At 68.9% G+C, this 13,439-nt stretch carries 11 protein-coding genes and 1 pseudogene; 6 read left to right on the top strand and 6 right to left on the bottom strand.

What is annotated here, in order from left to right:
* Positions 1-25 precede the first annotated feature (25 nt).
* From ACSX1C_RS16180 to ACSX1C_RS16160, 5 genes and pseudogenes are all read left to right on the top strand, one after another.
* Entirely contained in the window at positions 26-349 is a 324-nt protein-coding gene (locus ACSX1C_RS16180) for a hypothetical protein (RefSeq protein WP_439886983.1), read from the top strand.
* Positions 350-490: 141 nt separating this feature from the next.
* Positions 491-2,770, top strand: a complete 2,280-nt coding sequence (locus ACSX1C_RS16175; RefSeq protein ID WP_439886982.1) for an EAL domain-containing protein — start codon at positions 491-493, stop codon at positions 2,768-2,770.
* Positions 2,767-3,096: pseudogene (locus ACSX1C_RS16170) on the top strand (PAS domain-containing protein); the annotation flags it as partial. The gene ACSX1C_RS16175 and the pseudogene ACSX1C_RS16170, both read left to right, overlap by 4 nt.
* 540 nt (positions 3,097-3,636) lie before the next feature.
* Positions 3,637-4,356, top strand: coding sequence for a methyl-accepting chemotaxis protein (locus ACSX1C_RS16165; RefSeq protein ID WP_439889432.1), 720 nt, complete (start codon positions 3,637-3,639; stop codon positions 4,354-4,356).
* Positions 4,357-4,430: 74 nt separating this feature from the next.
* Complete coding sequence (locus tag ACSX1C_RS16160) at positions 4,431-5,540, top strand: DUF5924 family protein (protein WP_439886981.1); 1,110 nt, start codon at positions 4,431-4,433, stop codon at positions 5,538-5,540.
* On the opposite strand, the gene ACSX1C_RS16155 is transcribed toward ACSX1C_RS16160, so the two are convergent.
* From ACSX1C_RS16155 to ACSX1C_RS16145, 3 genes are all read right to left on the bottom strand, one after another.
* A complete protein-coding gene (locus ACSX1C_RS16155) occupies positions 5,522-6,751 on the bottom strand; it encodes a nucleoside recognition domain-containing protein (RefSeq protein WP_439886980.1) in 1,230 nt (409 codons plus the stop codon). The genes ACSX1C_RS16160 and ACSX1C_RS16155 overlap by 19 nt on opposite strands.
* Positions 6,752-6,841: 90 nt before the next feature.
* Complete coding sequence (locus tag ACSX1C_RS16150) at positions 6,842-7,618, bottom strand: N-acetylmuramoyl-L-alanine amidase (protein ID WP_439886979.1); 777 nt, start codon at positions 7,616-7,618, stop codon at positions 6,842-6,844.
* A complete protein-coding gene (locus ACSX1C_RS16145; RefSeq protein ID WP_318644195.1) occupies positions 7,615-8,208 on the bottom strand; it encodes a MarC family protein in 594 nt (197 codons plus the stop codon). Before ACSX1C_RS16145 ends, ACSX1C_RS16150 begins: the two co-directional genes overlap by 4 nt.
* 192 nt (positions 8,209-8,400) lie before the next feature.
* On the opposite strand from ACSX1C_RS16145, the gene ACSX1C_RS16140 reads away from it, so the two are divergent.
* Positions 8,401-9,819 (top strand): DASH family cryptochrome, encoded by a 1,419-nt coding sequence (locus tag ACSX1C_RS16140; protein WP_439886978.1) that lies wholly within the window; start codon positions 8,401-8,403, stop codon positions 9,817-9,819.
* A gap of 24 nt (positions 9,820-9,843) precedes the next feature.
* Here ACSX1C_RS16140 and ACSX1C_RS16135 read toward each other — a convergent pair whose 3' ends face one another.
* Genes ACSX1C_RS16135 through ACSX1C_RS16125 form a run of 3 tightly spaced genes read right to left on the bottom strand, consistent with a single transcriptional unit; the run spans position 9,844 to position 13,290 of the window.
* Positions 9,844-11,760, bottom strand: coding sequence for a GGDEF domain-containing protein (locus ACSX1C_RS16135; protein ID WP_439886977.1), 1,917 nt, complete (start codon positions 11,758-11,760; stop codon positions 9,844-9,846).
* Positions 11,757-12,638 (bottom strand): endonuclease/exonuclease/phosphatase family protein, encoded by an 882-nt coding sequence (locus ACSX1C_RS16130; protein WP_439886976.1) that lies wholly within the window; start codon positions 12,636-12,638, stop codon positions 11,757-11,759. Before ACSX1C_RS16130 ends, ACSX1C_RS16135 begins: the two co-directional genes overlap by 4 nt.
* Positions 12,639-12,660: 22 nt before the next feature.
* A complete protein-coding gene (locus tag ACSX1C_RS16125; protein WP_439886975.1) occupies positions 12,661-13,290 on the bottom strand; it encodes a thiol:disulfide interchange protein DsbA/DsbL in 630 nt (209 codons plus the stop codon).
* Positions 13,291-13,439 lie beyond the last annotated feature (149 nt).

The raw sequence follows: 13,439 nt of genomic DNA, 5'->3' as shown, positions 1-13,439 counted from the left end.
AGCAATTAGCCATATCCATATAGCCATGCCCAAGACCCGCCTGCTCGTGACCCTGACCGACCCGAAGTCGGCCTGCCGCGCCAAGCACCTGCTGAATAGCCAGGTACCTGGCTGCGAGGTGATCGATGAACCGCGCGATTGCAGCCAGGCCGCTTTATGTCGGTGGCTGCAGGAGCTGTCGACGACCCAGATAGGGGAAGTCCAGGCACTGCTCAGCGATGCGGTGGAAGCGCTGGAGCGCAGCCGTCAGGCATTCAAGTCGGCCCAACTGGCGACGCTGCGCAGCACCCTTGAAAACGCGCTGAAGGACTTGTCGGAGCCACCTCAATCGAGTAAAACCCTACTCTAGTTGTGGACTTCGCTTAGGCGGAGACCGGCTTTGCCGGGCAGGACGTACGGGCCTGCAAGACAGAGCGCCGGGGCCAGTCATTTCGTCGAGATGACTGGCCCCGGCGCTTTTTTTTGCCCTGGGAAACGTTAGGGAATTGCCATGGACAACGAACAAGAACTCCAAGAACTGCTCCAGCAGATTGGCCTCGACCAGGCAGAAATCTGCCAACGCCTGGACTTTCTCGACTGGGGCCACGCCGACATCAAGCGCCTGGGCTTGCATGGCCGCACCCTGCAACCCGCGCACACGCGCTTTCTCGATCATCTGTACCGGCGCCTCGGCGACTTCCCCTCGACTGCGGCGATCCTCGATAACCCGACGACCGTCACTCGACTCAAACACAGCCAGAGCGACTACTACCAGCGACTCTGGCACGGCCCTCACGACCAGGACTATGTGCGCAACCGCCTGCGCATCGGCTGGGTACACCAGAAGATCGGCGTCGACCTCAAGTGGTACTTGGGCGCCTATCGCCTGTACCTGCAGGAGATGCTCGACAGCCTGCTCGGCGAGCAGCCTACCAGCGCCACCTTTTCCAGCCTGCTCAAGGCGGTGTTCTTCGACATCGGCCTGGCTCTGGACACCTATAGCGCGGCCCAACGCAAGGCTTTGGAGAACAGCGAAGCGCGCTTCGCCCGCGCCCTGCGCGGGGCCAACGACGGTCTCTGGGACTGGCACATCGATCACGACCAGCTGTACCTCTCGGAGCGTTGGGCGAGCATGCTCAAGTTGCACCGCGACCAGCTCGGCAGCGGCAGCGCCGCCTGGTTTGCCCGGGTCCATCCGGATGACCTCGGCGGCCTGCGCAGAGCCATCGAGGCGCACCTGCAGGGCGCCACGGCCTCGCTGCACCATGAGTACCGTATTCGCCGTCAGGACGGCAGCTACCTCTGGGTGCTAACGCGCGGGGTGGCCGAGCAGGTCGCGCCTGGACAACGGCGCATGGCCGGGTCGCAGAGCGACATCAGCCAGCGGCGCGCCGCCCAGGAGCAACTGCAGCATGCCGCCCGTCACGACCCGTTGACCGGTCTGGCCAATCGCACCCGCCTGGACGAGTTGCTGCGTCAGGTGGCGCAGCGTTCCCAGCGACCGGGTGCCCGCGAAGCGGCGTTGCTGTTCATCGATCTAGATCGCTTCAAGCTGATCAACGACAGTCTCGGCCATCAGATCGGCGATCGGGTGCTGGTGGAGGTGGCGAGGCGCCTAAGCCATTGCCTGCGCCCCGGCGACCACCTGGTCCGCTTCGGTGGCGACGAGTTCGTGGTCCTGCTCGACGACCTCGCCCATGTTGCCGATGCCGAGCGAGTCGCCCAGCGCATGCTCGACAGCCTGCAACCGCCCCTGCAGGTACAGGACCACCAGCTGGTGGTCAGCATCAGCATCGGCATCGCCGCGCTCAGCGAGGAGAACGCCGGGCTCGACTCGCTGCAGGCCGCCGACCTCGCCCTGTATCGCGCCAAGGCGGCTGGTAAGGCGCAATTCGCCCGTTACAGCGCCGAACTGCAGAGTCAGGCCCAGCACCAGCTGGAACTGCAGGGCGCACTGAGCAGGGCCCTTAGCCGCGACGAGTTCGGCCTGGTCTACCAGCCGATCTGCCAGCTGGACCGAGGGCGGCCCTACCTGGTGGCAGTCGAAGCCCTGCTGCGCTGGCAGCATAAGGGTCAGGCGGTTTCGCCGCTGGAGTTCATTCCCTGCCTGGAAGAGTCCGGGGCCATTCTGGCAGTCGGCGCCTGGGTGCTGCGCCAGGCCTGCATCCAGGTGCGCCGCTGGCAACTGGCCGGGCAACAGCAGCTGCGCTGCTCGGTCAACCTCTCCAGTCGCCAGTTGCTACAGGCCGACTTCGCCGTTCGGGTGGCCGACATTCTGCGCACAACCGGCCTGCCGCCGGCCAGCCTGGTGCTGGAGATCACCGAAAGCCAGCTGATGGAGGACAGCGCGCAGACCCTGGCCTGCCTGCGCGAGCTGGCCAGCCTGGGCATCCAGCTGGCGCTGGACGACTTCGGCACCGGCTATTCCTCGCTCGGCTACCTCAAGCGCTTCCCGCTGCACATCCTCAAGGTCGACAAGAGCTTCATCAGCACCGCTCCCGAGGACAGCGACTCGCGGGTAATCAGCCGCGCCATCATCGGCCTGGGCATCAGCCTCGGCCTGGAGGTGGTGGCCGAGGGCGTGGAGCGCGCCGAGCATCTCGACTTCCTCCACGCCGAAGGCTGTCGCCTGGCCCAGGGTTACTGGCTCAGCCGACCGCGGCCGCCGGCCGAACTGGAGCGTCTGTTTAGCGACGCAGATTGCTTCGAGGGCCGCTGGTGTCTGCTCGAGTCACCGCCTCGTGCCGTCCCCACGCCTCCCGAACAACAAGCCACGAGAGCCATGCCATGAAGCTGAACCTGCCCCTCACGGGTCGAGCCATCGACGTAGGCACCCAGGTCAACATCCTCTCCACCACCAATCTCAAAGGGGTGGTGAGCTACGTCAACCCGGATTTCATCGCCATCAGCGGCTTCGACCGGGACGAGCTGCTCGGCCACAATCACAACATCGTTCGCCACCCGGACATGCCGCCCGCGGCCTTCGCTCATCTGTGGACCACCCTGAAGGCCGGGCGCTCGTGGATGGGCCTGGTGAAGAACCGCTGCAAGAGCGGCGACCATTACTGGGTCAGCGCCTATGTCACCCCGGTGGTGCGCAACGGCGAAGTGGTGGAATACCAGTCGGTACGCACCCGGGCCGATGCCGGCGAAATCGAGCGCGCCGAACAGTTGTACGCGCTGCTGCGCGCCGGCAAAACGCCGCGTCAGTTGCGCTCGCCGCGGCTGAGTCTGCCCCAACGCCTGAGTCTGTTACAGGCCGCCGCGCTGCTGCTGGTCGGTAGTGGCCTCGGCTTCGCCGGCGCACTGCCTCTGCTACCGGCCCTTGCTGGCGCCGGCCTGCTCGGCGTCCTGTTGGCCGGGCTGCTGCACTGGCAGCTGCAACCGCTGGCGACGCTGACCCGCCAGGCGCGTGCGCTGGCCGACAACCCCCTCAGCCAGTGGCTGTACACCGGCCGCCGTGACTGTTTCGGCCAGATCGCCTTCGCCCTACGCAGTCAGCAGGCCGAGGCTGGGGCGGTGGCCGGGCGGATCGCCGATTCGGCGCGGCAACTCAGTTGCGAGGCCAGTGAGCTGGTCGCCGCGGTGGACAACAGCAGCCGGGCGACGCTGCAGCAGCAGGGCGAAACCGATCAGGTCGCCAGTGCCATCGGACAGATGGCCAGCAGCGTGCAAGAGGTGGCCCGCCACGCCCAGCTCAGTGCCAGCGCGGCCAGTGAGGCCGACTTGGAGACCGACAACGGCCTGTGCCTGGTCGAGCAGACCCGCCACTCGATCGCCGCCCTGGCCGAGGAGGTGCAGCAGAGCAGCCGGGTCATCGATCAACTGGAGCACCACAGCCAGGATATCAACCAGGCTCTGGAGGTGATCCAGAGCATCGCCGAGCAGACCAACCTGCTGGCCCTCAACGCCGCCATCGAGGCGGCGCGGGCCGGCGAGACCGGTCGCGGCTTCGCCGTGGTGGCCGACGAGGTGCGCGCGCTGGCCTCGCGCACGCAGGCGTGCACCGCGCAAATCCACGCCATCGTCAGCAACCTGCAACAGGGCACCGGCGAGGCCGTGACGGCGATGAACCGCAGCCAGACTCAGGCCCAAGCCAGCGTGGCGCAAGCCCGGCAAGCCGCCGTGGCGCTGCAGGAGATCAACCAGCGGGTCGGCCGGATCAGCGAGATGAACCTGCAGATCGCCGCCGCCGTGGAGCAGCAGAGTGCGGTCGGCGACGACATCCAGCGCAACCTCTGCGGCATTCGTCAGGCCGGCGATAGCAACGTGGTAGCCAGCCGCCAGAGCCGCACCAGCGCCGACCAGGTCGCCGCCCTGGCCGAGCGCCTGCAAGGTCTGGCCGAGCAGTTCTGGGGGCGACGGCGCTGTCGCTGACGAGCAAGGCCCCAGGGACCCGGCTGTGGGAGTATCCTCTGCCACCCCGCACTGCCGTTGCCCTGAGTCCGTCCTTGCCCAGCCTTGCTTTCCCCCGCGCCCTGCTGCTGCGACTCGCCGCCCTGATCCGCCGCCATCCCTGGTTGGTGGCGATCTTCGGTTTCGCCTCCGGCCTGGCGAGCTTCCTGCTGGTCGAGCGCCAGGCCGGGCTGGCCAGCGTGCTGGCCCTGGTGATGCTGGTCAGCTGGCTGTGGCTGATCCTGGAGAACCTGCTGCGCGAGCGCATCGCCCGCCGCTTCGGCTTCGAACTGCCGCCGCCGCTGCTGCGCTACGCGACCCAGCTGATCCACCAGGAGAGCCTGTTCTTCGTCCTGCCGTTCTTCTTCATCACCACCACCTGGAACAGCGGGCAGGCCCTGTTCAGCGGCCTGCTCGGCGCGGCCGCGCTGGTCTCGATCATCGACCCGCTGTACTACCGCTGGCTGGCGCCGCGGCGCTGGCTGTTCCTCAGCTTCCACTGCCTGACGCTGTTCGCCGTGCTGCTCACGGCGCTGCCGCTCATCCTCAAGCTGACCACGCCGCAGAGTTACCGGCTGGCCCTGGCCATCGCCGTGCTGCTGTCGCTGCCCAGCCTGCTGGGCAGCATCAACGTGGCGCGCGGGTGGCGCGGCCTGTTGCTGCTCGGCCTGTGCCTGGCGCTCGGCGTCGGCGGCTGGCTGACGCGGGTCTGGGTGCCGCCGGCGACCCTGTGGTTGACCGAGGCGGCGCTGTCTGCCGAGTTCGACGGTTACCGCCGCAGCCCCGGCCAGCGCCTGAAGCAGCTCGACGCCGACCGGCTACGTCGCCAGGGCCTGTACGCCTACACCGCGATCAGTGCCCCGCGCGGGCTGAACGAGCGCATCTACCATGTCTGGCGCCACGAGGGTCGCGAAGTCGAGCGCATCGCCCTGTCCATCCATGGCGGCCGCAAGCAGGGCTACCGCGCCTGGAGCCACAAGCAGAACTTCCCCGCCGACGCGGCAGGCCGCTGGCAGGTCCAGGTGCTCACCGAGGCCGGGCAGATGATCGGCGTGCTGCGTTTCCGCGTGCTCGCGGCGGAGGCGACCGAGGCCGCCAGCGAACGGCACGAGGACGCCGCGGCCAGCGTGGGCCTGGTGCTGCCGGTTCAGCCGAAGAACCAGTAGCACACCGCGATGGCGGCGAGGATGCCGCTCAGGTCGGCCAGCAGGGCACAGCCCACGGCGTGACGCGCGCGCTGGATGCCCACCGCCCCGAAGTACACCGCCAGCACGTAGAAGGTGGTCTCGGTACTGCCCTGCACCGTGGCCGCAAGCAGCGCCGGAAAGCTGTCCACGCCGAAGTTCTGCATGGTCTCGATGAGCATCGCGCGCGCCGCGCTGCCGGAGAAGGGCTTCATCAGGGCGGTGGGCAGGGCGTCGATGAAACGGCTGTCCCAGCCGAGCGCCTGCACCAGCGCGCGTATGCCATCGAGCCCCAGGTCCAGTGCGCCCGAGGCGCGCAGCACGCCGATCGCGCAGAGCATCGCCACCAGATAGGGCAGCAGGCTCTTGGCCACGTCGAAGCCCTCCTTGGCGCCCTCGATGAACTGCTCGTAGACCGCCACCCGGCGCAGCGCGCCGACCAGCAGGAACAGCAGGATCAGCCCGAACAGGGTCAGGTTGCCGAGCAGCGAGGACAGCGCCGCCAGCGCCGTGGCGCTCAGCCCGGCGAGCAGCGCCATGAAGGCGCCCAGGGCCAGGGCGCCGGGGATCAGGTAGGCCAGCACCACCGGGTCCCACAGGCGCAGACGCTGCACCAGGGCCACGGCCAGCAAGCCCGCCAGGGTCGAGGCGCTGGTGGCCAGGAGGATCGGCAGGAACACCAGGGTCGGGTCGGGCGCGCCCTGCTGCACCCGGTACATGAAGATGCTCACCGGCAGCAGGGTCAGGGACGAGGTGTTGAGCACCAGGAAGAGGATCTGCGCATTGCTCGCCACGGTCTGGCTCGGATTCAGCTCCTGCAGTGCGCGCATGGCCTTGAGGCCGATCGGCGTGGCGGCGTTGTCCAGGCCCAGGCCGTTGGCGGCGAAGTTGAGGGTGATGAACCCCAGCGCCGGATGGCCCCGCGGCACCTCGGGCATCAGCCGCGCGAACAGCGGGCCCAGGGCGCGTCCCAGCAAATCCACCAGGCCGGCCTTCTCGGCGATACGCAGAAAGCCGAGCCAGAGCGTCAGGGTACCGAACAGCACCACCATGACCTCGACCGACAGCTTGGCCATGGCGAACAGGCTCTCGACCATGGCGGCGAACACCGCCGGATCGTCGCCGAACAACCAGCGCGACAGGCCGGCCAGCGCCGCCACCAGGAAAAAACTCAGCCACAGGCCGTTGAGCATGCTTCATCCCCCCGAATCGATGCGGCGGATGATAGCGCGCCGGCGGGCGGCAGGCGCCAGGGCGCAGCGGGGATCATCGCGCCAGGCCGCTCAGGTGCGACTGTTGAGCACCAGCAGCAGCGCCGCCGTCTCGGCATCCGCCGCGCCGTCGTGGCGCGCCGGCCGGTACTTCATCTGGAAGGCCGCCAGCACGTTGCGCGTGGCCTCATCCAGCTCGCCATGCCGGGGCACCTCGTAGCCCTGCAGGGCCAGCTGCGCCTGGAACCAGGCCACGCTCGGCAGGCTGACGGCGAACAGCGCCTGCTGGCGCGCCACCGCCTGGGCGTCCGGCCAGGGCACCAGGCCGGCTTCGGCCAGGCGCCGCCAGGGGAACAGCGGCCCCGGGTCGACCTTGCGCTGCGGCGCGACGTCGCTGTGGCCGAGGATGCTGCCGGGGGCCAGGTCGTGGCGGCGCATGATGTCCTCGAGCAGTTCGATCAGGGCATCGATCTGCTTCGGCGGATAGGCCTGCCAGGTGCGGCCGTCGGGCCCCTCGGCATAGCCCCGGTTGACCAGCTCGATGCCGATCGTGGTGCCGTTGAGCCAGGTCCGCCCCCGCCAGCGGCTGTCGCCGGCGTGCCAGGCGCGGCGGTCCTCGTCGACCAGGCGGTAGATGGTCGGCGGGGTGTCGCCGATCAGGTAGTGGCTGCTGACGTCGCCCTCGGTCAGCAGGCGCAGCGAGCGCGACAGGTCGGTCGAGGTGTAGTGCAGGACGATGTACTGCACCCGGCTGCTCTGGCCGGCGGCGCTGTACTGGGTGTCGATGCGCGGGCCGCGGGTACAGCCGGCGAGCAGGATGAGGAGCACGACGAGGCAGAGGGTTCTCATGGGACGATATGCAGCACGCTTTGCAGGTTGTCCAACAGCATGTCGACGCTGAGCATGATCAGCAGCATGCCCATCAGCCGCTCCACCGCGGTGAGGCCGCGGGCACCGAGGAAGCGCTGCAGGAAGGAGGCCTGCAGCAGGATGCAGGCGGTCGCCGCCCAGGCCAGGATGACCGCCAGGTAGAGCTCCCACAGCGCCCCCTCGTGGGTGTTGCGCAGGGTCATCAGCACCGCCAGGGCCGAGGGCCCGGCCACCGCCGGGGTGGCCAGCGGCACCAGCATCGGCTCGCCGTCCGGCAGGTCGCCGAGCAGGCCCTGGGGGCTGGGGAAGATCAGCCGCATGGCGACGACGAAGAGGATGATGGCGCCGGCGATCGCGGTGGCCTCGCGCGACAGGCCGAGGCCACTGAGCAGCTTGTCGCCGAAGGTCAGGAACAGCAGCAGCAGGGCCAGGGCGAACAGCAGCTCGCGGCCGGCCACCCATAGGCGACGCTTGGGCGCGACGTTCTTCAGGGCGGCGATGTAGATGGCGATGTTGCCGAAGGGGTCGGTGACCAGAAAAATCAACGCGGCGATGCCGAAAATATCCATGCCAAACTCCTCGACGAATCGCCACAGTCTAATGGGATGCGCGGCGTCCGTCTGTCGGCAAAGCGCCCTTCGGCGGACAGAACGGCGTCGTCCGTCAGTCGGGGGCTGACATCTGCCGCCGACCTGGGCCACAGTGACGGGGCCCCGGCAGTAGATTCCATCGGGCATCGCCAGGTTTCCGAGGAGCCCGCCATGCACGCCCTGCTCTGGTTCAAACAGGATCTGCGTCTCGACGATCACCCGGCCCTGCAGGCCGCCCTGCAGGCCGAACGCCTGCTGCCGCTGTTCGTCCTCGACCCGGCACAGCTGCAGCCGGGCGAATTCGGCACCCGCCGCCTCGGCGTGCACCGCGCGCGCTTCCTCCTGGAAAGCCTGGCGGCGCTGAACGGCGCCTTGCGTCAACGCGGCTCGCAATTGCTGGTGCTGCCGGGCCGCCCGGAACAGGTGATCCCGCAACTGGTCAGCCGCCTGGGCCTGGAGCGGGTGCTGAGCCTGGAAGAAATCGCCCCGCACGAGCGGGCCGAGGTCGAACGCGTGGGCCAGGCCCTCGGCGATGTGCCGCTACAACAGCTGGAAGGCAACGGCCTGCTGCGCCGCGAGGAACTGCCCTGCGCGGTCGAGCGGCTGCCGAGCGTCTACAGCCAGTTCCGCGAGCAGGTCGAACAGCGCCTGCAGGTATTCCAGCCGCAGCCGGCGCCGAGCCGATTGCCCTCGCTGCCCGAAGGCGCCGAGGCGCTGCTGCAGCCGCTGCCGAGCCTGTCCCAGCTGGGCCTGGGCGAACCGCTCAGCGTGCCGGCCAGCGCCTTCCCCTTCTCTGGCGGCGAGGCGGCGGGCCAGGCACGGTTGCGCGACTACCTGTGGGACAGCCGGGCCGTGCGCCACTACAGCGAAACCCGCAACCAGCTGATCGGCAGCGAATATTCCTCGAAACTCTCCCCCTGGCTGGCCAACGGCAGCCTGTCGCCACGCCGGGTAGTGGCCGAACTGCGCCGCCACGAGGCCCAGGCCGGACGCAACGACTCGACCCATGCCCTGTGGTTGGAGCTGCTCTGGCGCGAGTTCTTCCGCTGGACCCTGGTGCGCCATGGCGGAGCGCTGTTCCGCGCCGGCGGCGTGAAAGCCACCGCGCGGGCGCCGACCCAGCTCGACCAGCGCTTCCAGCGCTGGTGCCACGGCCGCACCGGACTGCCCCTGGTGGACGCCAACATGCGCGAACTGGCGGCCACCGGCTTCATGTCCAGACGCGGTCGCCAAGTGGTCGCCAGCTACCTGATCAACGACCTGCAACAGGATTGGCGACATGGCGCCGCCTGGTTCGAGGAACATCTGATCGACTACGACCCGGCCAGCAACTGGGGCAACTGGGCCTACCTCGCCGGTGTCGCCAGCGACCCGCAGCTCGGCCATCTGTTCAACGCCCTGCGCCAGGCCCGCGCCTACGACCCCGACAGCGCCTACGTCAGCCTCTGGCTGCCGGAACTGCGCCATCTGCCGCAGCACATGCGGCACACGCCCTTCCTGTTGCCGCAGTTGCAGCTGCAGGCGCTGAACTACCCGCGCCTGGAGCAGATTCCCAAGACCTGGCGGCCCTACCTGCCCGAAGCGGCCTGAACCCGGAACAGCGTAGCCGCGCGGCTAGCCCCGCTCGATGCGGTTGCGGCCGCCGCGCTTCGCGCGATAGAGCGCCTGGTCGGCGCGTTCCAGGACCTGATCGCTGCGCTCACCGGCGGCGAAGGCACTGATCCCGGCCGACAGGGTGATGCTCACCCGCTCGCCGCGGAAGTGGAACGGGCAGGCGGCGATGCCCTCCCGCAGCGTCTCCAGCAACTGCAAGCCGCCCGCGAGCGGCGTGGAGGGCAGCAGCAGGACGAACTCCTCGCCGCCGAAACGGGCGATGAAGTCGATCTTGCGCAGGCGCTTGCGCAGCTCGCCGGCGATGATCTTCAGCACCTTGTCGCCGGCCAGGTGACCGTAGGCGTCGTTGATCCGCTTGAAGTGATCGATGTCCACCATCGCCAGCAGCAGCTCGCCGCCGTAGCGCTGCCAGCGGGCCAGCTCCAGGTCCAGACGCTCGCCCCAGGCCGCGCGATTGGGCAGCCCGGTGAGCGGATCGAGCAGGGCCTTCTGCCGCTGCTCCTCCAGGTGCTGACGAAAGCCCTTGGCCTCCTGCTCCATGTGCGCCACCCGTTCGACCAGGGCCTGCAGGCGCCCGCCCACCAGCTGCTCGCGCTCGTCGCGCTGGCTCTGGTACTGCTGCATGGTGGCGAGCAGGCCTTCGAGGCGGTTCTCCACCAGGTCCTTCAGGCTGCCCAGGTCGGTGGCCTGCTGCACGCTGCTGTGCAGGCCGTCGACCTGCTGGCGCAGCTCGCTGTCCAGCTCGCGGGCCGCACTGAGCGAGTCGGCATAGCCCTCGTGGGCGTCCTGCAGGGAGCTCTGGAAGGTCGCCAGACGCTCGTTGAGCTGCTTGAGATAGACCTCGAAATCACGCTGGCCGACGTCGGCGATGGCCAGCATCAATACCGCCAGGTCGTCCAGCACCGGCACCAGTTCGTAGAGGTTCAGCCCCGCCTGGATGCGTTCACGCAGCACGTCGGCCTGAGCCTGGTGGCGCTCCGGCAGCGGCAACTCGTCCAGCAGGCGCAGCAGGGTGGCCTCGACATGGTTGGCGATGGCGCTGTAACCGGGCTCCGGCGGCGAGGGCAGGGCGTACTCGGGGTCCGCCGCCGGCTCGTCTGCCGCGGCATCGGCCGCCACGCCTTGATCCCCCTCGGACTCCGGCGCCAAGCGCGGCTCAGGCCCCCGCGCCAGCAGCTCGGCAGGCGCCGGCAGGCTGTCCAGCGGGGCCGACCCTGTGCCTGGCCGACGCGACGGCGCGGCAGCCGGTTCTGGGTCGGCCACCGCAGGCTGCACGGCGGCCGCGGCGGGCGGCTCCACAACCGCCTGGGGCTCGGTCTGTCCGGTCTGCCCGGTCTCCAGGGCAATAGGCTCCGGCGAGGCCGCTGTCTCCACGGCGGCCGTGGCCCCAGCGCCGTCGCGCCCGCCGAACAGGCGCTGCAGCAACCCCGGGCGCTCGCCCCCAAGCTGGCCGAGCTCGGCCAATGCCTGCTGCTGCAGCTGACCGAGTTCGACGAGCAGGGCCGGCAGTTCGCGCACCTGCTCGGCGTGGCTGCTCAGGCGCTTGGCGAGGCTCTTCAGCGGCTTGCGCACCTCCCGCGGCAGCTCCAGTTCGAGCAGGGGATCGACCAGGCCGGTCAGGGCAGCGGCGAGCTGCGCGATCCGTTGCCGGCGTTGCTGCTCGGAGCCCAGCACGGCCTTTTCCAGGCGCGGAATCAGCGCCGCGAGGCCGCCGTCCATGTCGTCGCGGCGGAGGATCTCGCGCAACTCCTGCATGCACCTGTCGACCGTCTTGTCCGCCCCCTCGGCTGCCAGGCTGCTGCGCACCAGGCCGCGACGCAACAGGTCGACGCGCTCGGCCCAACGACGCTCGAGGCTTTCCTGCTGCTCGAGGCTGGCCAGGTACTTGTTGCGCCAGCGCTGCGCGTCTTCGCTCATGCCAGGCCTCCTCGCGGTGTCCCCGTCAGCGCCGGCGGGCGGTGCTGTTCCGGGGAGTGCGGCAGACGGATCTCCACCGCCACCGGCAGGTGATCGGAGATCGGCAGGGGCAGCACCTCGAAACGCTCCAGCTGCAGCTCGGGGCTGAGCAGGATGTGATCGAGGCAGCGCTGTGGCCGCCAGCTGGGGAAGGTCGCCTCGAGCTGCGGCGCCAGCAGGCCGAGGTCGCGCAGCGGCGAGTGCTGCAGCAGGTCGAGGGCATGGGTGTTCATATCGCCCATCAGCACCTGATGGCGGTAGTCGCCGATCAGCTCGCGGATATAGGCCAGCTGGCGGGTGCGGGTGCGCGCCCCCAAAGCCAGGTGCATCATCACCACCGCGATGGCGTCGGCGCCCTGGCCCAGGCGCAGCAGCATCGCGCCACGACCGGGCGGGCCGGGCAAGGGGTGGTCTTCCAGCAGGCTGGGACGCAGCCGGCTAAGCAGGCCGTTGCTGTGCTGGGCCAGGCGGCCGAGGTTGCGGTTGAGCTGCTGGTACCAGTAGGGGAAGCCCCCGAGGTGGGCCAAGTGTTCGACCTGATTGACGAAGCCGGAGCGCAGGCTGCCGCCATCGGCCTCCTGCAGCGCCACCAGGTCGTAGTCGCCGAGCAGCGCGCCGATGCGCTGCAGGTTGCCGGCGCGGCCGGGGTGCGGCAGCAGGTGCTGCCAGCCGCGGGTCAGGTAGTGGCGATAGCGTTCGGTGCTGATGCCGACCTGAATATTGAAACTGAGCAGGCGCAAGCGCCCGTCCCTGGGCCAGTCGCCGGCCGCCGGGCAGCCCGGGTTGACCCGCGGGTCGCACAGGCCGGCCTGGCGGCCGCTGGACCATCGGCGCAGCATGCTCGGCGCTCGCCGCGGCCGCTTACTGCGCGGCGCGCTCCCGGTCGATCAGGTAGTCGGCCACCTGCAGCGCCTGCTGCGGGCCACCGGAGCTACCGATGTCGAAACGGTACTTGCCATTGACCACCATCACCGGCACGCCACTGATCTGGTAGGCCATCGCCAGCTTCTTGGCCTTCTCCATCTGGCCCTTCACGGCGAAGGAATTGTAGGTGCTGAGGAACTTGGCCTTGTCGACGCCCTGACCGACCAGGAACTCGGCGATTTCCTCCGGGGACGCCAGCTTCTTGCCCTGCTTGTGAATGGCTTCGAACACCGCGTCATGCACCTTCTGTTCGACCTTCATGCTTTCCAGGGTGATGAACGCCTGGCCGTGCACGTTCCACACGCCGCCGAACAGCGCCGGGATGCGCACGAAGTTGACGTCTTCCGGCAACTGTTCGACCCAGGGATTGATGGTCGACTCGAACTGATAGCAGTGCGGGCAGCCGTACCAGAACAGTTCGACCACCTCGATCTGCCCCGGCTTGGACACCGGCACCGGGCTGGTCAGTTCGACGTACTGCTTGCCGGCCTCGATCGGCTCGGCCTGGGCGACCATACCGAACAGGCCGGCGGCGGCGAGGGCGGCACTGAGAATCAGGTTACGCATGTGTGACTCCTTGAGGATTGAGCGGTGCCCGGGGGCAGCCAGCGTTCGACCCGTGGCGCAAGTGCGGGTTCCAGCCATTGTAGCGGCGCGGCCAACGAAAAAGGGTGGCCGAAGCCACCCTTTACCACGCCACAGCGTTGCAAGCTGTT

Source organism: Pseudomonas sp. MBLB4123, from assembly GCF_051904775.1.
Taxonomy (GTDB): Bacteria; Pseudomonadota; Gammaproteobacteria; order Pseudomonadales; family Pseudomonadaceae; genus Aquipseudomonas; species Aquipseudomonas benzenivorans_B.
Note: the sequence above shows the minus strand (reverse complement) of the source record. Positions and strands in the feature narration are given on the sequence as shown.

Coding starts and splice junctions, on each gene's coding strand:
- ACSX1C_RS16180 (WP_439886983.1), top strand. CDS start 26: ATGCCCAAGACCCGCCTGCTCGTGACCCTGACCGACCCGAAGTCGGCC.
- ACSX1C_RS16175 (WP_439886982.1), top strand. CDS start 491: ATGGACAACGAACAAGAACTCCAAGAACTGCTCCAGCAGATTGGCCTC.
- ACSX1C_RS16165 (WP_439889432.1), top strand. CDS start 3,637: ATGGCCAGCAGCGTGCAAGAGGTGGCCCGCCACGCCCAGCTCAGTGCC.
- ACSX1C_RS16155 (WP_439886980.1), bottom strand. CDS start 6,751: ATGCTCAACGGCCTGTGGCTGAGTTTTTTCCTGGTGGCGGCGCTGGCC.
- ACSX1C_RS16150 (WP_439886979.1), bottom strand. CDS start 7,618: ATGAGAACCCTCTGCCTCGTCGTGCTCCTCATCCTGCTCGCCGGCTGT.
- ACSX1C_RS16145 (WP_318644195.1), bottom strand. CDS start 8,208: ATGGATATTTTCGGCATCGCCGCGTTGATTTTTCTGGTCACCGACCCC.
- ACSX1C_RS16140 (WP_439886978.1), top strand. CDS start 8,401: ATGCACGCCCTGCTCTGGTTCAAACAGGATCTGCGTCTCGACGATCAC.
- ACSX1C_RS16135 (WP_439886977.1), bottom strand. CDS start 11,760: ATGAGCGAAGACGCGCAGCGCTGGCGCAACAAGTACCTGGCCAGCCTC.
- ACSX1C_RS16130 (WP_439886976.1), bottom strand. CDS start 12,638: ATGCTGCGCCGATGGTCCAGCGGCCGCCAGGCCGGCCTGTGCGACCCG.
- ACSX1C_RS16125 (WP_439886975.1), bottom strand. CDS start 13,290: ATGCGTAACCTGATTCTCAGTGCCGCCCTCGCCGCCGCCGGCCTGTTC.